Source organism: Bythopirellula polymerisocia, from assembly GCF_007860015.1.
In the GTDB taxonomy this organism is placed as follows: domain Bacteria; phylum Planctomycetota; class Planctomycetia; order Pirellulales; family Lacipirellulaceae; genus Bythopirellula; species Bythopirellula polymerisocia.
In genome coordinates this window covers 31,998-50,314 of the sequence record NZ_SJPS01000015.1, presented here as the reverse complement: position 1 = coordinate 50,314, position 18,317 = coordinate 31,998, and the positions used below count along the sequence as shown (strand labels likewise).

General features: G+C 53.5%; 17 protein-coding genes. 13 read left to right on the top strand and 4 right to left on the bottom strand.

Annotated elements, in window-relative coordinates:
• Nucleotides 1-980: 980 nt before the first annotated feature.
• The 3 genes from Pla144_RS23610 (at nt 981) to Pla144_RS24910 (ending at nt 4,203) form a co-directional block, all read left to right on the top strand.
• Nucleotides 981-1,844, top strand: a complete 864-nt coding sequence (locus Pla144_RS23610; RefSeq protein ID WP_146453174.1) for a PEP-CTERM sorting domain-containing protein — start codon at nt 981-983, stop codon at nt 1,842-1,844.
• Nucleotides 1,845-2,228: 384 nt separating this feature from the next.
• Nucleotides 2,229-3,506, top strand: coding sequence for an Lpg1974 family pore-forming outer membrane protein (locus Pla144_RS23605; protein ID WP_146453173.1), 1,278 nt, complete (start codon nt 2,229-2,231; stop codon nt 3,504-3,506).
• 442 nt (nt 3,507-3,948) lie between these two features.
• Entirely contained in the window at nt 3,949-4,203 is a 255-nt protein-coding gene (locus Pla144_RS24910; RefSeq protein ID WP_197530973.1) for a hypothetical protein, read from the top strand.
• 62 nt (nt 4,204-4,265) lie between these two features.
• Here the strand turns inward: Pla144_RS24910 and rpsU are convergent, their stop codons facing one another.
• Complete coding sequence (gene rpsU / locus Pla144_RS23595) at nt 4,266-4,484, bottom strand: 30S ribosomal protein S21 (RefSeq protein WP_146453172.1); 219 nt, start codon at nt 4,482-4,484, stop codon at nt 4,266-4,268.
• Between the two features lie 338 nt (nt 4,485-4,822).
• On the opposite strand from rpsU, the gene Pla144_RS24905 reads away from it, so the two are divergent.
• Entirely contained in the window at nt 4,823-4,987 is a 165-nt protein-coding gene (locus Pla144_RS24905; protein WP_197530972.1) for a hypothetical protein, read from the top strand.
• A gap of 4 nt (nt 4,988-4,991) precedes the next feature.
• On the opposite strand, the gene Pla144_RS23590 is transcribed toward Pla144_RS24905, so the two are convergent.
• Nucleotides 4,992-6,650 (bottom strand): ABC1 kinase family protein, encoded by a 1,659-nt coding sequence (locus tag Pla144_RS23590; protein WP_146453171.1) that lies wholly within the window; start codon nt 6,648-6,650, stop codon nt 4,992-4,994.
• Nucleotides 6,651-7,034: 384 nt separating this feature from the next.
• On the opposite strand from Pla144_RS23590, the gene Pla144_RS23585 reads away from it, so the two are divergent.
• From Pla144_RS23585 to Pla144_RS23545, 9 genes are all read left to right on the top strand, one after another.
• Nucleotides 7,035-8,732, top strand: a complete 1,698-nt coding sequence (locus Pla144_RS23585) for a PilW family protein (RefSeq protein ID WP_146453170.1) — start codon at nt 7,035-7,037, stop codon at nt 8,730-8,732.
• A 77-nt stretch (nt 8,733-8,809) separates the two neighbouring features.
• Nucleotides 8,810-9,109 (top strand): hypothetical protein, encoded by a 300-nt coding sequence (locus Pla144_RS23580; RefSeq protein WP_146453169.1) that lies wholly within the window; start codon nt 8,810-8,812, stop codon nt 9,107-9,109.
• Nucleotides 9,110-9,178: 69 nt separating this feature from the next.
• A complete protein-coding gene (locus Pla144_RS23575; RefSeq protein ID WP_146453168.1) occupies nt 9,179-9,577 on the top strand; it encodes a GxxExxY protein in 399 nt (132 codons plus the stop codon).
• A 104-nt stretch (nt 9,578-9,681) separates the two neighbouring features.
• Nucleotides 9,682-10,848 carry a 3-keto-disaccharide hydrolase gene (locus tag Pla144_RS23570; RefSeq protein WP_146453167.1) on the top strand — a complete coding sequence of 389 codons (1,167 nt, stop codon included), beginning with the start codon at nt 9,682-9,684 and terminating at the stop codon, nt 10,846-10,848.
• Nucleotides 10,849-11,094: 246 nt separating this feature from the next.
• The gene (locus Pla144_RS23565; RefSeq protein WP_146453166.1) at nt 11,095-12,309 is read left to right on the top strand and encodes an argininosuccinate synthase; all 1,215 of its coding nucleotides are present in this window, start codon (nt 11,095-11,097) and stop codon (nt 12,307-12,309) included.
• A gap of 36 nt (nt 12,310-12,345) precedes the next feature.
• Entirely contained in the window at nt 12,346-12,705 is a 360-nt protein-coding gene (locus tag Pla144_RS23560; protein WP_146453165.1) for a four helix bundle protein, read from the top strand.
• A gap of 49 nt (nt 12,706-12,754) precedes the next feature.
• Nucleotides 12,755-14,377 carry an ABC transporter permease subunit gene (locus Pla144_RS23555; protein WP_146453164.1) on the top strand — a complete coding sequence of 541 codons (1,623 nt, stop codon included), beginning with the start codon at nt 12,755-12,757 and terminating at the stop codon, nt 14,375-14,377.
• Nucleotides 14,378-14,506: 129 nt separating this feature from the next.
• On the top strand, nt 14,507-15,769 hold the full coding sequence (locus Pla144_RS23550) for an aspartate/ornithine carbamoyltransferase family protein (RefSeq protein ID WP_146453163.1): 1,263 nt from the start codon (nt 14,507-14,509) through the stop codon (nt 15,767-15,769).
• A 412-nt stretch (nt 15,770-16,181) separates the two neighbouring features.
• Nucleotides 16,182-16,799, top strand: a complete 618-nt coding sequence (locus tag Pla144_RS23545) for an NYN domain-containing protein (protein ID WP_146453162.1) — start codon at nt 16,182-16,184, stop codon at nt 16,797-16,799.
• Between the two features lie 24 nt (nt 16,800-16,823).
• Here the strand turns inward: Pla144_RS23545 and Pla144_RS23540 are convergent, their stop codons facing one another.
• The gene (locus Pla144_RS23540) at nt 16,824-17,501 is read right to left on the bottom strand and encodes a sensor histidine kinase (protein WP_146453161.1); all 678 of its coding nucleotides are present in this window, start codon (nt 17,499-17,501) and stop codon (nt 16,824-16,826) included.
• 36 nt (nt 17,502-17,537) lie between these two features.
• On the bottom strand, nt 17,538-18,116 hold the full coding sequence (locus Pla144_RS23535) for a response regulator (RefSeq protein WP_146453160.1): 579 nt from the start codon (nt 18,114-18,116) through the stop codon (nt 17,538-17,540).
• Nucleotides 18,117-18,317: the final 201 nt, after the last annotated feature.

The window sequence follows — 18,317 nt, the reverse complement described above, 5'->3', positions numbered from 1 at the left end:
AGATCGTACTCCGTCTGGCCGAACAGGTTCGAGTCGTCCTTATCGGCCAGCAGCTTAGCCACGCGCTTACGCTCCTGCTCAAAGCAGCCCTCTAAACGCTCGTATAGGAGCTGTTCTTCTTCGTTGAGGTCCAAAGATTCCTGGGGGGATGTGGACATGATCGACTCCTAGAAATGTGGAAAATAGGAAGACTTACCCGCACAACAGAATTAGAGCAAATTTCACACCTACTTTCGAGACGCTCACACAATTCCGCAGATTCCGTGGGAATTTGATTGACAGCACTCTTACAAGCGATTAGAATCTAGATAGCGGCGTTCGAAATGCCTGCTTTTTAAGACATTTTTTTCCTTTTTCGATTGGGTTGTGGACCTCATGAACATTCGATCGGCGACGAGTCGAGTTGACTCTTCGTTGTCCGGACAGGTGAAATTGGTAGCCTGGGTTCACGACACCATCTTTCCTGCTGAGTGCAGTTCCTTTAAACGATTTTTCGTTTTCCAGGATTAGATAATCTCAGCTTTCCTGTGGATGGATCGACTTCCAGGTTTCCTGCAAGAGCATTTCCCACTTAGTTGTACGTGGGACCACCTTAGCTCAAGCCTGTGCCCCCCGGTATCAAACATATAATGTGCTTCGGCAAGCATTGAGAGATGCTTCTCGCTCCACCACATGTTTGCGGGTCTGGACACGCGGTTAATTCGACACGCTACAAGTGCGCGATTACTTCTTGAAGACAGCTCCTTAGCTGGCCGCAAGTCCCTGCATTTTTGCACCCCTCGCCAATCGAATGCTGTCAAACGTGCTTTACGTTTGACACACGTTCTATAGGTCTCCTCCCTGGCTTAGACCCATCACCACACCAGAGACTATTGCCCACACCGCTAAGGTTTTTGCTACGGCAAAACAGCAAACCTAAGTGCTAAGTCGGAAACGCCATCGGATGGCAAACCACGAGCGGTTGTAAATTGGAGACACCTATGAAAAACACACTACTACATCAGTTCATTTCGACCGCAACCGTGATCCGCTACTCGCTTGCATCGCTCGCAGCACTTGTGCTTGTTGGACTTGCAGCGAGTACATCTCACGCAGTAGTCATCGGCAATTTCAACTTCATGATCGGTGAGAGCGATCGCTATTTGGAGGCCATTCTGGACTTCAATCGCGGTGAAATCACCCAGGCACAGCTCAATGCCATTCATCACGAAGAGTCTTGCAAGAACCCCTCGATCCGCCTCCAGCAACGGAATCGTCCGGCAATTCTTGTTCAGAACCTTTCTGCACAGGAAAATGAGCTTAGCACCTTTGTGATTGATCTCAAGCAAGCTGGATTTTCGTTCGGACTTGGCGACAGTCCTTCCGAAGGATTTAACGGCACCCCCGTATCACCCACGAATCGCTCCGATCCGGGCGTAGGCGTCACGGGTGTGCTGGACGCTACCAATACAAAATTGACTCTTAGCTTCACAGGGCTGACTTCGACTCCAAGTATTCAGAACGCAGCCATTTTCCGTATCGATCTTGATCCCACTCCGTTTATCAGTGCTCTTTACCCCGACTATCGCGAAGTCCTGTTGGGTTCCGACGCTGGAAATGGACCAACTGATCCGGCTATGGTTCAAGCAACATTCAGCATGACCGGTATGCCTGATGCGACGACCCCCCTCACTACCTTGAATGGCCCTCCTACGGTTTCCGATGCAGGCCTACTTGAGGTCTACCACGCCCAAACCCCGACGAATATGTTCGAGACCGATGGGGGCACTATTCCTGAGCCTGCCACGGCATCTCTGCTGGGGATCGCAATGCTTGGTCTGATCGGTCGTCGCCGCCGCGCTTAATGATTCTCCTCAGCGGCGGCTGGAAGCCACCGCTGCTTAGAGTCGATTCCCCATACCGAAATGCCCCCCCACCCCTTCCTCGGCCGCCAATGCGTCCGACTCTCCCAGAGAGAAGGGATGGGGATTGGCACTTATTTCGAGTCTCTCCCTGCCTGGGAACTTTTTCCGGATAGGTGATTTCGCAGGATTGTACGAATTCCTCGGTTTATCCGGAAAAAAGGGAAAGTAACGGGTACGCGGGTTCCGATTCTCTTCTCTATACGAATAATCGAACTGGCGGACAGTGCTGGTAGGTGATCCAGTGCTTGTTTTGCTTCCTTCGCAGGCAGTGCGCCCGCAAGCGTCGTCCAGTTCGAAATTTCCTATGTAGGGGGGGGATCCAAGATGAAATTTCGTTTCAGGGAAGTTGCTGCGCTCGCAGTCAGCTTCGCACTCTTAGCGGGACAAACCGCACAGGCTGCCAATCAGAGAGAGTATCAGACCGCCAATTCTGCCGCTCGGCAAGCCAGCGATTCATTGGCCAATTACAATGAGATCGAGCAGGTAGACTATTTTGGCACCTGCTCAGCAGGGAGTTGCTCCAGCGGTTGCTCCGGTGGGGGCAATTTAGGGCTTGGCTCAGCACTGTGCTGTCATGATAGCCAGCTCTTTTTCTACGGCGACTACATTTACGCCCGAGCCTGCTTCAGTGAAGCACTCGCGTATATCGTTAGCGACCCGAACGATCCACAAGGTGGTCAAAGCATCGTCGAGTATGACATGGATTACACCTCTTCCTACCGTTTCGGAGGTGGCATTAATTTCTGCGACTGCGGTGGAGCAATTGTCTTCAATTTCGCTCGCTACCAGAGTGAAGGTGATTTCAATGTCACGGATACTTCTGCTTCGACCGGAACGACAATCTTCGGCCCTTATGAAGTAGACGCTCCCGGCGACAATGGTTCCTTGCGAGGTAACCTCGATGTCGACGTGAAGTCCTACGATCTAGGTGTATCGAAGACGATTCCACTGGGTTGCCCTATGGGTTGCTGCAGCAGTGGTTGCTGTGACTCATGTTGTGGCGACACTTGTTGCGACACTTGCTGTGGTGGCGGTTCCTCGTGCGGTTGTGGCAGCGGATGTGGTTGCTGCCCTTGTCCAGCTTGGGACATAACCTGGACGGCCGGTGTTCGTTTTGCTGAAGTCGATTGGGCACGCAGCAACTTGGCGCTTGCCAACAACGCCGACCAAATCGATAGTGCAACAACCACCTTGAATTTCAATGGGGCTGGTGCTCGCGTTGGCTTCATTGGCCGCAGGTACTTTGGTCGCTCCGGTTGCGTCAGTGCCTACGCCAAGGGTGACCTCTCCTTGTTAGTAGGCGACATGGATATTAGCACCTACACGACCGACGATCCTGATGGAACGGCTCCGCTGACGTTGCGTTCCTATAGCAACTCCGGTTGTCGCGTGATTCCAGTCACCGAAATCGAAGCCGGTGTTAGTGCCCAGGTATCAAACAATATCCAGCTTAGCTCTGGTTATTTCATCGCCGCTTGGCACGACCTTGGCATTCGCGACGAATACGACTGGACCGTTCCCGGCTTGCAGTTGAACAACTTCGACGATGCCAACATTCTGGGCTTCGATGGTTTCTTCGCTCGGGCTGTCTTTTCCTACTAAGAAGTACCATCACAGTTTGACTATCTCCGACACGCCAGCCGCGAAAACGGCTGGCGTGTTTTTTTTGTACGCAGGGATACGTGCATTGTCTCGGAGGAAGTTGTACGCCCTGAGGGATCTCGGCAGGCATTACGTGCGCAAGAGAGCCTATGGACCGCTAACCAAATTTCTTTAGTCGCCATTCTTTCCCTGCGGGATAATGTGGCTTTCCCTGAGGAACTTTATGGCTCCCCTCGGAATGACAGACATCAGAAGAAGCAATCTATGGCGCATCCCAAGATCCTTTTTCTCTGCACGGGCAACTCCTGTCGCAGCCAGATGACAGAGGTGTAGACGAGGCACCTGCATCCTGACACCTACAAAGTCCATTCGGCAGGGATTGTGGCTCACAGGCTTAGCCCACTTGCGATGCGTGTGATGCAAGAAGCCGGAGTCGATATCCGTGCAGAAGTCGCAGACGATTGAAGAGCTCGCTGATGTGAAGCCCGAAGTGGTGATAAACGTCTGCTCACACGCCGATGAGAAATGCCCGATGCTGCCAACGGCGACACACAAAATGCATGTGCCGTTTGATGACCCAGCGGGATTAGCGCGTAATGAGAGTTTGGAAGAAAAGGCGCTCGAGCATTATCGCAGCGTGCGCGACGAAATCCGGGATTTTGTTCAGCGCATGCCAGAAGTGCTGGCTGAAATCTAGCACCTGTCGCCGCACCCTTTTAGAATTCCGGGGAGGAACTGCGCGGGTCAGTTAGAGACGACTCATACTGGTCGTCGGCCAGCAGGGCTGGTGAGCATGAGGCGATCTCGACGCGCACGTCGTTGTGCCCGTAGCCGTGCACGGCGCTTGGTCTCGCTTGGTTTCTCATAAAACTCGCGGACACGAATTTCCTTCTTGATCCCACTTCTTTCCACCAACTTACGAAATCTACGAACGGCTTCTTGAGCAGATTCTCTTTCCCGCAACGTCAACTTAACCAAGGGTATCTCCTAACTTGTTCCATGGACAAGCCCGACCGACGACACTGCCAGCAGGCCTAACCTCTTGTGGGCAAACACTTAAAGTAGCATCGACACAGTTGTCAGTCCAGCCCACCGCCAGCCAAAATGCCTTCGCAGTCAGCAATATCCGCAGATTCTGACAATTTTAACAGCGTCTGCCAGTCCTCCTCGGCACAACCTGCATTTCCCTACTTGCTGAGCGAAAACGCAAGCTGAAGGGGCCCATCTTGGCTCCACCGCCGACGGTTTGCCTGCCGATTGCTTAGGGTGGCTCAACGAGCTAACGACTAAAAGCTAACACCCAATACCTTTCTTCCATGCCTGAACTTGCCACTAGCGAAACGCTCCAGAATCTCGACCGGCGTCATGCCGAGGTTCTCCAGGCCCTAGACTCGTTGTGCCTGGATATTGAGGAGGTCCTCAAGAAAATATCTCCGCCGAAAGAGGCATCGTTCGAACCCGACCTTCAGCAAGCCGCCTAAGCTGCTATTTCCGCCGGTCCAGGCTCCCCGACTTGCTGATCGCTCGCAGCAAGCGCAGTCCGAGAACTCCACTCAAAAGAAATCCTGCTGTGCCTGGGACCGAGACTTCTTTCAGTGGCCACACTTGATGGGTCACCAAGAGCACTGAGCCCAGAAATAAGGCACTGGTCAACATCCCCAATACGAGCCGATTGACCGAGGGCTCCAATCCCCGGTGATCCAAGTGTACGTCAAAGCGGCCCGCCTGTACCTGCTGCAGGATGTCGCGCAGGCGGCGGGGGACCACTTCTGCCAAGAGTTGCATCTCATACGCCATTCGCCGCGCCTTGCGAAGCTGCCTCTTGGGCGACATCCGTCGCGCGACGATCTTTTGCCGATAGGGTTCCAGAACTTCCATCAGGCTAAAGTCCGGCTGCAGCCGCTTGGCGGTCCCCTCCAGCATGATCAGCACCTTCAAGAGCAACGACATAGGCGAGGGGAGCATGATATGGTACTGGAGCATGATGTCGATCATCTCCGTCAGGGCCGCCCCCAGCTCAAACCGGTCAATCGACTGATTGGCATAATGCGCCACGAAGTCCGACAGGTCTAGGTTTAGACTCGTCTCGTCCAGTCCTGCCGGCACTGCACCCACACGAACTACCACCGACCCCAGCCGGTTGGCGTCCTGCTCGACAATCGCCAGGAGCATCTCTTCGATTGCCTCGCGGATCGAGTCATCCATGCGAACGACCATGCCAAAATCAAGTAGCCCGATCTTGCCGTCCGGCATCAAGAGTAGATTTCCTGGATGCGGGTCCGCGTGGTAGATCCCATGTTGGAAGATCATCTCTAAATAAGCCTCGGCCCCGGCCCGGGCCACTTCAGCCAGATCGACACCAACGGCTCGCACTCTTTCAGGCGAAGAAAGCGGCACACCGTCGAGCCATTCCATCACCAGTACTCGCTCGGTACTCAAGTCAGGATGCGATGCAGGAATTTTTACCTGAGTGCTCTCACCAAAGGCACGGTTGAAATGGTCAAGATGTCGCCGCTCGCAAGTGAAATCCAACTCCCGCCGGAGCATCCGTTGAAACTCGCTCACGACAAGTGCGGGCCGGTAGGGGCGTAGCTCTGGCAATTTCTCCGCAAGCTGGGCCAAACCTGTGAGAATCTCCAGATCGACACGCATTCGTTGTTTAATCTGCGGATGCTGCACCTTCACTGCCACGTCGGCACCCGAATGCAGTCGGGCCCGATGCACCTGGCCAATCGAAGCCGAGGCAACCGGCTTCTCGGAGAACTCGGCAAACAAGACATCAAGCGGCTGGCCTAACTCCGTTGCGATGACTGCGGCAACTTCCTCTAAAGAATCGGCGGGCACCTCCGTTTGAAGTTTCTGCAATTCGTTGGCCAACTCCGTGCCGACCACATCAGGCCGGGTACTCATAACCTGGCCAAGCTTGATGAAGGAGGGCCCCAATTCTTCCATGGCCAGTCGGATACGTGTTTCGCGACTCTCGTTGGCCAGCACCTGACCATTGCGGTTCTTCAGCAGCGACTTACCAAGCGAAAAATCAAAACGGCTCAGCCATCCCGCCAGTCCGTACTTACTGAGTATGGAAAAGATCTCTCCCCAGCGATTGACGTTGCGATAGATTTGGGGGATGGAACTGATTCGCATATGTCGGGTTGGCCTGAGTTGAGTTTGAAGAGAAGAAATGGAACGCTGACGAACACGGATTGTGCGGATTTTCGCCGATCATAGAAGATACCGAATTCAATGATCCGCGTTTTATCCGTCAAATCCGCGTTAGTCCGCGGCTAATTTCTCTACCAAATTGTATTGTAACACGCCACATCCCAATCGGCAGTGAGGCACAATTGCTCAATCACTGGTGGTGGACGTTTTAATGTGCTGCAAATTCAATCTCATTGCTCATTGGGTCTTGGCCGTTGGTCATTTCGACCGAGTTCTGCTTGACTTTTGGCCCCCTGCGCGGTGCAATGGTAGTATCAAGACCGTTGGATTCAGAGGCACCCGGTCCAGAGCGGAACAAGAGTTATTATGCCGAAAATCAGCTCATTCTACTTGGCGGCCAATTCGCGCCGCGCCCTCACCTTGATCGAAATGCTCGTCGGCATGGCGATCACCCTGGTGATGATGGCGGCGGTGGTCAATCTGTTCGCCAACATCAGCACGGGAGTCAGCAATCGCCAAGGGGCCATGGAGATCAGCGCCGACCTGCGCATTGCCAGGGCGCGCCTCTACAGCGATTTAGCCGGGGCGACTGTACGGACGGATGATGTCGGTGAACCCAACGGGTATTTTGAAATCGTCGAGGGAAAGGCCTCGGATGAGAATCCATTGAACGGTAGTTTGATAAATAATCCTCCAAACAATGTAGACCCTGCAATCTCCTTGATCCCATCTAGCAACACGGTGTCTGATGCAGAGGGCAATCTAGTTGACCCTTCACTGGTAACAGATTTTCGTTCGCTCGGAGATTTCGACGATATCCTGGCAATGACCGTCGAAAGCCGCGGTACTCCCTTTCGAGGCCGAGGCCGCACACTTATACCAGGCTCTGATCCCACCCAGCCAGCCAATTGGATTGGCACGACCATCGAATCTCAATTCGCAGAAGTGATCTGGTTCGCGGTAGAGAATCCTGCCGACGGTTCACGAGGTGAGCCTGGGATGAGAACTATCTATCGGCGCGTCTTGTTGATCGCGCCTTGGGTCACTTCTCAAGACACCACCGCGGGACCGGTAGACGATCCGATCTTCGATCTTAACAATCTGATCTTTAATCCGACTTCCGGCAACACTTTCGCTTCGCGGCTCCAGGCGATGCGCGATTTTCAAAACGATTATGACATCTCGGTGCGATTCGAAAATCAACAGATGGTACCCAATACTCTTGCTGACCTTTCAAGACGTGAACATCGTTTCGCCCACATGACAAACCCTAGTAATTACCCCCAGAACGCTGCAGGTCATTACCCATATCCTTTCCCCTATAACCTGGTCGACCTTCAGGGCATTCCTTCGTTCACCTATTATGAGCCGGCTGGAAGGGTAGATGCAGGAGGAGATCCCGTCAGTTCCTTACAACCTCTTAGTGGTGAGCGAGCGGGGGGAGATATTGTGCTTACGAATGCACTCGCGTTTGATGTGCAGGTATTTGACCCGGGTGCACCTCTTTACAATTATCAGGGCACTCTCATACGCCCTAATGCAGGCCAAGCTTTTAAGTCCGCAGTCGCCCTAGGAGCTAGTGCTATCACTGGCTTTGGTGCCTATACTGATTTGGGGTGGAACAATGGACCGTCAAATGTTCCTGACTATTTGGCGCCTGTGGGAGCACCAGCAACCTTATTCCAACAGGAACATCAAGTTGGTTGGCATCCTGGTTCAGCGCCCGGAAATTATCGTGGAACCCCTTCTACCTACGATTCCTGGACGAACTATTACGAAACGGATCAGGTCGATCAGGACGCTCGGGATGGCAACACAAACATACTTGACGGCGCAGACGAAGGCACCAATGGCCTTGATGACGAAGCCTACTACGATGACGACAACGATCAAACTACTCCTCCAATTTTTGTTGCACGCAACGGTCCTGACGATACAAATGAGCGTGAAACCTCACCCCCTTACCCCTCTCCACTAAAGGGAGTTCAGGTCAAGCTGCGGGTCTACGAACCCAATTCCCGTGCCATCCGCGAAGCCAACGTTACGCGAAGTATGGCTGATTAGGCGCTGGGCGCTAGTTGCAAGGCGCTAGTCAGAATACTATTAACTAGCACCCAGCGTCTCACAACTAGCGCCTACTAATGCCTGATATCCACACGATTCGACTTCGCGAGCCTTGGCAATGTGAACCATGCGCAACGGGGGTCGTCTGGTCGCGCAAGTTCAATTGGCCTGCCGGGCTCACGCCGCGTGAAAAGGTGTGGATCGTCGTTGAACCTCTGCCTGCCGACGCGCGAGTGTCGATCAATGGCCAACCTCTCGCCGACGAGCTAGAAATCACCCGCTTGATCGGTCTCACCAATCGCGTGGAGATCGAACTCCCCGAGGGCAGGGCAGGGGAGCTACCCTTTGCCGTGCGGATTGATATCGATGAGGGGTGAGAGAAGAAATGGAACGCGGATATCGCGGATTAAGCCGATGAACGCGGATTTTTTGGATAGAGTCTTCTGATGGCAGAGCAACTTATTCAAGGCGAACTCACTGATACAATCATCAAGAGTTTTTTTCATGTCTATAATTCGTTAGGATATGGATTCCTCGAAAAGGTCTATGAAAACTCTTCAGAACTTTCACTTACGAATGCCAGTTGTTTAGTCAAGAAACAGTGGCCTGTTGCCGTGAGCTTTGAAGGGCAAATCGTTGGTGAGTATTTTGTTGATTTGCTGGTAAATGATGCAGTAGTTGTCGAAGTGAAAGCAGCTAAGTCGATTGCAAGCGAGCATGAAGCTCAGCTCCTCAATTATCTAAAGGCTACAGGTTATTCTGTCGGCCTCCTGTTAAATTTTGGACCGAAAGCCGAATTTCGTCGCAAAGTCTTTTCACATCAACACAAGACTGGAACAGAATAGCTGGAGTTAACGATCCTACCTCTACTAACGAATCCGAGCATATCCGTCTAATCCGCCGAATCCGCGTTCTATTTCTTCATTACCTTTCTCGAAATCGCACAATCATGCCTAAACTCGCTTGCTCCTTGATCCTGCTCTTGTCGTTGTCAGTTGCCCATGCTGCGGACGAGGTTCTCACTCCAGATCAAATTAACGATGGCTGGATCGCACTCTTCGATGGCGAAACTCTTTTTGGCTGGGAGGCGACGAATGATGCCAACTGGCGCGTCGAGGACGGTGCGATCATGGTCGATTCCGGCGCCGAAGGTTGGTTGATGACTACCAGCGAGTTTGACGGCTATGATTTGCACGTCGAGTTCCAGGGCCCCGCCACCACTAACAGTGGTGTGTTCTTGCGTACTCCGCTCACCCCAACTGATCCCGCGAAAGATTGCTACGAGGTCAACATCGCGCCTGCGGACAATCCGTTCCCCACCGGGTCGCTAGTCGCCCGTATCAAGTCGGCCGGCCCCGCTTCAGCGGGCCTGCAAGGCTGGAACACACTCGAAATTACCGCCCAAGGCTCCACGATCAAGATCGTTCTTAACGATACCGAGGTTACTTCCTACGACGATCCCCACCCGCTTGCACGCGGCCACATCGGCCTGCAATTCCGCGAAGGACCGATCTACTTCCGCAACATTCGCCTCAAACCACTTGGTCTGAAACCGATCTTCAACGGCCGCAATCTCACCGGCTGGAACACCGATCGCGCGGACCAGAGCGAATTCTCCGTGGATGCCGAGGGTGAACTGACTGTCAAGAATGGCCCGGGGCAATTGGAAAGTGACGATCAGTTCGGCGATTTTTTGTTGCAGCTCGAGTGCAAAGTAAATGTCGATGGGATTAACTCTGGGATTTTCTTCCGCTGCATCCCCGGCGATCTAATGATGGGCTACGAAAGTCAGATTCACAACGCGATGCTGGACGGGGATCCCACGCAGCCAGTCGATTGCGGCACGGGGGGCATCTTCCGCCGCCAGAACGCCCGTCGAATCGTGGCCCGCGACCATGAATGGTTCGCCAAGACCATCGTCGCCACAGGTCCGCACATGGCTGTGTGGGTCAACGGATATCAGGTAAGCGACTGGACCGACGACCGGGCGCCCAACGAAAACCCCCGCCGCGGCCTGCGGCTTGAACCGGGCACGCTCATGATCCAGGGGCACGACCCGACGACCGACCTGGAGTTTCGCAAACTGCAGATCACTGAGTTTCCAGAGGAGAAATAGAACGCGGATAAACGCGGATTGGGCGGATGTTCGCGGATTTTATTTCAGCCTCATATCGGTAGATAGCAACCGACTGAATCCTATCTGCGTTAATCCGCTGAATCCGCGTTTCTCCGCGGGCCATTTCCCTCTGCTGCCGCTTGCCAGTCGAGCGATGGCGAACCACAATGGGCAGTCTGTTGTCCGAGTTTTTCCGTTCGATGCGTTGTATCGCGGTTGTTTTTGTTAACTCAGTGGAATGTGATTATGCCCAGTTGCGTGTTGGCTTATTCGGGAGGTTTGGATACCTCGGTGATTCTCGGTTGGCTCCAGGACGAGGGCTACGACGTGCATGCCGTGTATGTCGATCTGGGACAGCCTTGCGAAGACCGTGAAGCGATTCTGCAGAAGGCACGAGACAATGGCGCCAAATCGTCGCAGCTCATCGATGCCCGCGAAGAGTTGTGTCGCGACTTCGCCTTCCCAGTGCTCCAGTGGCAGGCCAAGTACGAGGGAATTTATCTCCTGGGCACCTCTATCGCACGGCCTTTGATTTCGAAGGTCTGCCTGCAAGTAGCCCGCGAAGTGGGTGCCGAAGCATATGCCCATGGCGCGACAGGCAAGGGGAACGACCAGTGTCGCTTCCAACTCGCCGCTGAAGCGCTCGATCCGGATGTGCAGATTATTGCCCCCTGGCGAATCAAAGAATTCCGCGACCTCTTTCCGGGCCGCACGGAGATGATCGACTACTGCGACGCAAAAAAAATTCCCGTGAAAGCTTCTGCGGCGAAACCGTACAGCAGCGACGAGAATTGCCTGCATATCAGCTACGAGGCGGGCAAGCTCGAAGACCCTACTGTGAATGGCGTCGCTATCGTAGATTTCGGGATGACCGTCTCGCCCCAAGAGGCCCCCGACAAGGTGGAGGAAGTCACGATCGATTTCGAGAGTGGCGTACCGATTGCTGTAAATGGCAAGAAGCTCAGCCCGTTGGCCATTGTCGAAAAGATGAACGAAATCGCCGGTCGCAACGGGGTAGGGCGGATCGACATCGTCGAGAACCGGTTTGTGGGCATGAAAAGCCGCGGTGTCTACGAGGCCCCCGGCATGACTGCCCTCTACGCAGCCCACTTAGCTTTGGAGCAACTCACCCTCGACCGCGAGACGGTCCATCTCCGCGATCGCATCGCTCCCGAAGTGGCTGAGATGGTTTACTACGGTTTCTGGTATGTCCCCAAAATGGACGCACTCCTGGCATTCATCCGCGAAGTACAAAAACCGGTCACCGGCAGCGTCACCCTAGGCTTGTACAAAGGCAATGTCATGGTCCACAGTCGCACCAGCCCCAACAGCCTCTACGACGAAGCCATCGCCAGCATGGAAGGCGGCGGCAGCTACGACCAGACAGATGCGGAAGGCTTCTTGAGGATTCAAGGCTTGCCGAGTCGAGTGATGGGAAATGTCAGAAGGCGCGAGTATTGAGTTGCGAGTTTCGAGTAAAGAAAGGCGCAAAAAGCTATGTCAGGTTATCGCGATTTGAAAGTGTGGGAGTTAGGAGTTGAATTATCTCTGAAGGTTTATCGCCTGACGAGTTGTTTTCCAAAAAGCGAGCAATACGGATTAAGCAGTCAAATGCAACGCGCGGCGGTTTCGATTCCTTCCAATATTGCAGAGGGTCATGCTCGCAGGTCTCAAGGTGACTTCTTACGATTCTTGCGCATCGCCAAGGGATCTCTGGCAGAGTTGGAGACGCAGTTAATCATTTCGCAACGTTTAGGACTCGCCGAAAAGGACCGCCATACAGAGATTCTTAATATGACTGAAGAAGAGAGCCAAATGCTGAGCGGCCTGATCCGCTCAGTTCAAGATACGAAGTAGCTTTTTGCTCTACTCGCGCCTCGAAACTCGCAACTCGAAACTTCTTCTCATGTACCTCTTCGAAAACCCTGTCCTGCAGAAAGAGCTCGTCAGTAACTTGCGGATGAACCGCACGTTTGTGTTGCTGTTTGCTTATGTGGCGCTGCTGGGGCTTTTGGTGTATGCCGCGTGGCCGGCGGAGGAGCGGCTGGACATGTCGAACTCCGACAAGGCCAAGCCGCTGGTGAATCTGCTGTTTCTCGGGCAGTACATGCTCATGTCGCTGATGGCACCCAGCTTCGCAGCCGGGGCGATTACAGGTGAGAAGGAACGTGACAGCTTTGAGATGCTGATGGCCAGCCCCGTCAAGCCGGGGGCCATCGTCTTCGGGAAACTGGCGGCGTCGCTTTGTCCACTCGCAGAACTGATGATCGGTTCACTGCCGGTGGTGATGCTCTGCCTGCCGTTGGGAGGAGTGCAATTCTTCGAAGTTGTCGCGGCGTATCTGGCGATGATCTCTTCAGTGACGCTCTTCACGGCCATCAGTTTATGGTGTAGTAGCTACTTCTCGCGGACTTCAGCGTCACTAGTAGTTTCGTATTTGTTGATTTTGCCCCTGGCCATGTTGGGCGTGTTCATTTGGCAGGCACTCGAACAACTCGGTGAGGCCCGTCTTGTGGTCGTCTTTGCGTTGGTTCCGCTCGTCTGCCTATCAGCCACTGCGATGCTGGTTGTAAACACTTCGAAGCGACTGCTTGCCGCCCCCGACCTGGGAAGTGCAGGCCAACAGGCGATTGACTTGAGCACGGAAGCGGAGTCTGCCGTCGGACTGTACATCAAACGCGAGGAATTTCCTGACCGGCTGTTCGCGCCCCCCAAGCGGACGACCTTCCTGCCAGAGGATGCTAACCCGATCTATGACAAAGAAATTCGTAGCGAGATTTTCAGTCAAGGAACCCTTATGCTGCGGCTGGTGATTCAAATCAGCATGGGGCTAGCGCTCCCGCTGATGGCGGTATTGCTTTATCTCAAGCCGCACCTTGCTCCGTGGTACATCGCCTACGTTCTTCTGTTCAATATGCTGGTCGGCCCGGTTTTTACTGCAGGCAGCGTTACCAGCGAGCGCGAGCGTCAGACGCTCGATCTGCTGCTCACTACCCTCATCTCTCCCTGGCAGATGATGTGGGGCAAACTTCTCTCCGGCCTGCGTGTATCGAGCGTGTTGACCTCGTTCCTGATGTGGCCGGTAGTGCTGGCCTGCATCATGCCGCTCGACTTTTGGCATAATTTGCCAACGATGATTGGCTATGCTGTCGTGGTTGCCCTGGCTTGTTGTACGACGGCCATGACCGCACTTTTTTGTTCGACGTTATTCCACAAGTCTTCTACCAGTTTGCTCGCCTCGTATTTGATTATTGTTACGCTGTTTCTTTTGCCTCTTGCCGCCAACCGGTTTGTCCATTTCTTCGGTAAGTCGGGAACGACCGCGAATATTGTCGAAATCTCCGGAATTGCGAGTCCCTTTGTTGCGATATTTAATCTGCCACTGGAGGTGTCGAGTTCTCCGGGGACTCCGCAAGTGTCGCTATCACTCTTTGGGGGGCATCTTTTGTTCTCTTTGCTTTACAACGGGGCGTTATTGCTTACCATAATGTGGCTATTTCAGGTCCGTTGGCGGGTTTCGGATAATTGATTTTCGGCCAGCCATCTTGGCTGCCATGGATGTGAAGTGGTGGTAGTCTTCCCCACTGTTGACGACCAATTCCTCGGTATGCGATAACTGTTAAGCACAGCTTGCGCCGCCTTCCCGAGGAATACCCCGATGTCGCCCGACAGTCCTACACCTACTCAGGATGAGTTGGATCTGCTGCACTACGAGTCGCGCATCGAACGGCCCGTGAGGATGAAGCTGCCTGAATTCGAGCGGAATGAACGGCTGCGGCACGTCATCTTCAGCGGTCAGTTTTCGGTTCCCATGCTCGAAGACTTGGCAGGCACGGCTGACAAAATCCGCATCCTTTCCAAGATGCGCGAAGGACAGGATTTCCTTATTCGACTGCTAAATCATAAGCGAGCCATGCTGTACTTCACACAGCCCTCGACACGCACTTTTCTCTCTTTCATGGCAGCCTGCCAAATTCTGGGGATCACCTGTAACGAGGTCCGCGATCCGACGACCTCCTCCGAAACCAAAGGTGAGACTCGCTTCGACTCCCTGCGGATGTTTTCCAGCTATTTTGATCTGATCATCATGCGGAGCAAACTCGCACGGCTGGCGGAATCGTGTGCGTATCTGATGAACGACTTGGAAGCCTCGGGCAATCGCAGCGTGCCAATTATCAATGCGGGTTCGGGATCGGACGAACACCCGACGCAGGCCTTGCTGGATATCTACACGCTGCAACGCACTTTTCAGTTCTCTCGCCCGCAAGACTCACCCGCTGCCACGCGGTTTGACGAGTTGCGTCGTGATTACCCGGATCTGACGAAGGGGCTGTCGGACAAAGTATACGGGTTTTGCGGCGACATCGGCAGGGGACGAACTGTGCGGTCCTTGGCAAGTTTGCTCGGCAACTACGAGGGAGTAACACTGATCTTCATCGCCCCCGACGATCCGACGCTTTCTCTCCGTGAAGACTTACGACAGCGCTTGGCCGACCGCGGAGTACGAACGATTGAAGTGCAATCGTTTGACGAACAGGTCGGAGGAATTCCCGTCATCGAGCAGCTCGATGCACTTTATATGACACGCATCCAGAAAGAACACAACCAGGCCTCTGACGATGCGCAATTTGCGGCCTTGGACTTGTCCCGGTACAAGCTAAACCTCGAATTGGTTGGCCGCATGAAACGTTATGCACCGATCCTTCATCCCTTTCCACGTGATCAGCACTTCGGCGAAATACCGTCGGAAATCGACAACGATCCGCGAGCCGTCTATTTTCGCCAAGCCCGCAACGGCATGTGGATTCGTGCTGCTCTGCTAGCCTCTATATTCGGCGTTGATCACCAAATATCGCGTTTCTTTCACGAAGAATACAGCGAGTGGCATGACTATAATGAAAGTCCCTCGTCTGTCATGTAGGCAAACTAGCTGCCATGAACGCGGAATAATTTCTTCGCCATAGATGCACCCAGCACGCCCCTGGCCGCACCCAAAAGGGAACAGGGGAATCGGTGGCGGGGCAGATGTATAGGGAAGAAATAGAACGCGGATAAACTCAGATTATGCTGAATTGCGCGGATCAGACTGATTGTCTTGGTAAGAATCAGCGAAAATCTGCTGAATCCACGATTGTCCGCGTCTATTTTTCCCCCTTTGATTCTTGTTGAATTAAATTTGCGATAACTCCGAAGATTTTGATCGTTCTTAGCACGGATAAAGCGACAAGTTTGTTTCTTGTCCGTGTTTCATCAGTGAAAATTCGTGGCTAGAATTCGTTCCCCCCAGTCCGCGATCCTCCCGAAAAGATTCCCCTATCCGAAATCTTCACACCATGAACCTCCTCATCGACGGCTACAACTTGTTGCATGTGACGGGCTTTGGAGGAGGTGGAGGGCCTAAATCTTTTCAACGGTCGCGGGAAGAATTGCTGAGTTTTCTAGCCGCTTCGATTTCGGAGAGTGAGCGATCGCAGACCACGATTGTGTTCGATGCCGCGGAAGCACCTCCCGGTTTGCCTCGAATTCAAAACTACCACGGAATCACCGTTCGGTATGCGGCCGAATACGCCGATGCGGATGCACTGATTGAAGAATTGATTCGTGAGGAAACATCGCCCCGCTCACTTCTTGTTGTGTCAAGCGATCACCGCATTCAGCGAGCTGCACGCCGCCGTCGGGCAACATATATTGATAGCGACCGCTGGTACAGCGAGATTTGGCAACGCCGCTTGGAGGCTGAAAACCAACCGGGACCCTCGCGACCCGACAAACCAATAAGACGGCCAACTGCCGAGGAAATCACCTATTGGGTCGAGAAGTTTTCAGAGACTACTGCTTTGGACCATGATGAAATCGATTCGGCAACCTCTGAAACTACAAAAGACAAAACAGATCTCGCCAATCCGTTTCCTCCAGGATATGGTGAGGACTTGCTCCGAGACGGATTTTGATGCGCAGGCCGAAACAGTTCCGGCCTACTCCAATGGCAAGCGAATTGTAATCGTGGCACCTAATTCATCATTGCTTTCCACGTCAACACTGCCTCCGTGCTGAGTGACAATGCGCCAACATTTGCTAAGTCCGAATCCAAGTCCCCGCCCCGCTTCTCGTCCTGAATAAAACGGATCAAACATATGCTCGCGCACCTCGGACGGGATGCCGGGGCCGTTGTCCGTGACCCGAATAGCCGTCGACTCATCCGTCTTACCAAGAGTTATCGAGATCTCGCTGTCACGACCAATGGCTTCCAGGGCATTATCGCAAACTGCACCCAGTGCAACATACAATTGTTGCCGATCACCCGTGAAGAGGATTGGCTGTTCAGGGATTTTCCAGTTCAGTTTGATCTGGCGAGACGCCGCCTCGGCAGCAAGTTTTGCTACGAGCTCGGAAACCAGTTCCCTCACGTCAAAGGGTTTGCACACCAACTGGGGCGGCCGTGCGAAGAGCATAAGATCGGAAATCATCTCATGCGCGCGCATTGCCTGTTGATGAATCGCTTCGAGAGATCGACGTCGATCGGGTTGCGTTTCTTCGCGCAGCAGTGTCTGAGCGCGCGCAGCAATGTTGGCCAGCGGATTGTTGATCTCGTGGCTCGCACCGTACGCCAATTCCTTCATCGCGTCGAGCTTATGCCGTTCGAGCTCCTCCATCCGACGCGGCCCTCGCGATTCTCAGACGAATGACGCTCAGGTCGAAGCGATCTCGACATCGAGCAATTGACAGACCCGGCCCACCAAATCGTCCACGTCGAACGGCTTTTTCATAAAGTCGTTCGCACCGGCATCGCGAAGCTCCTGAATCTTGTCTTGCTCGACCATCCCAGAGATACAAATGATGCGCACGTCGTCCATCGCCTTCTGACTGCGAACTAGTGTGCAGACTTCCTTACCATTGATATCGGGAAGCATCACGTCTAGAACGACCATGTCAGGACGAAATTCCTTGATTAGCATCCCCGCTCCAAAGCCATTGTTGACGCTACGGACGTCGAACCGGCCGTCTCGCTCGAGGGCATCTACGATCAATTCGACCAGATCTTCGTCGTCGTCGACAACTAAGACTTTGCGACGCCCGCTATCGAGAGCATCGGTCGGAATGCCATTGTCACGCATGAAGGAATAGAGCTGCTCGCGGGGAATACGCCGGAATCTGCTGCCAGGCACGCGAAATCCCTTGAGTTGCCCCGAATCGAAGCAGCGGATAATCGTTTGCTGGCTGACCTTGCAGATCTTTGCGGCTTCGCCGGTAGTGAAAACGGTCTTCATAGTTCGAACCACCTCTCTCCTTAGTCGATGGTGAAAGGACCAGTAGTACTTTCAAGGAATAAACGTAGGCAATCAGGTCGATATGAGGCCAAGCCTAAAAACCAGCTGGACAATGCAGTATGGCTCTTTGACTCAGGAGTGCATCCTGTTCAAATCACCCAGTTTTCAAAATACACACGTTTCATTTCAGCACATCGGAAG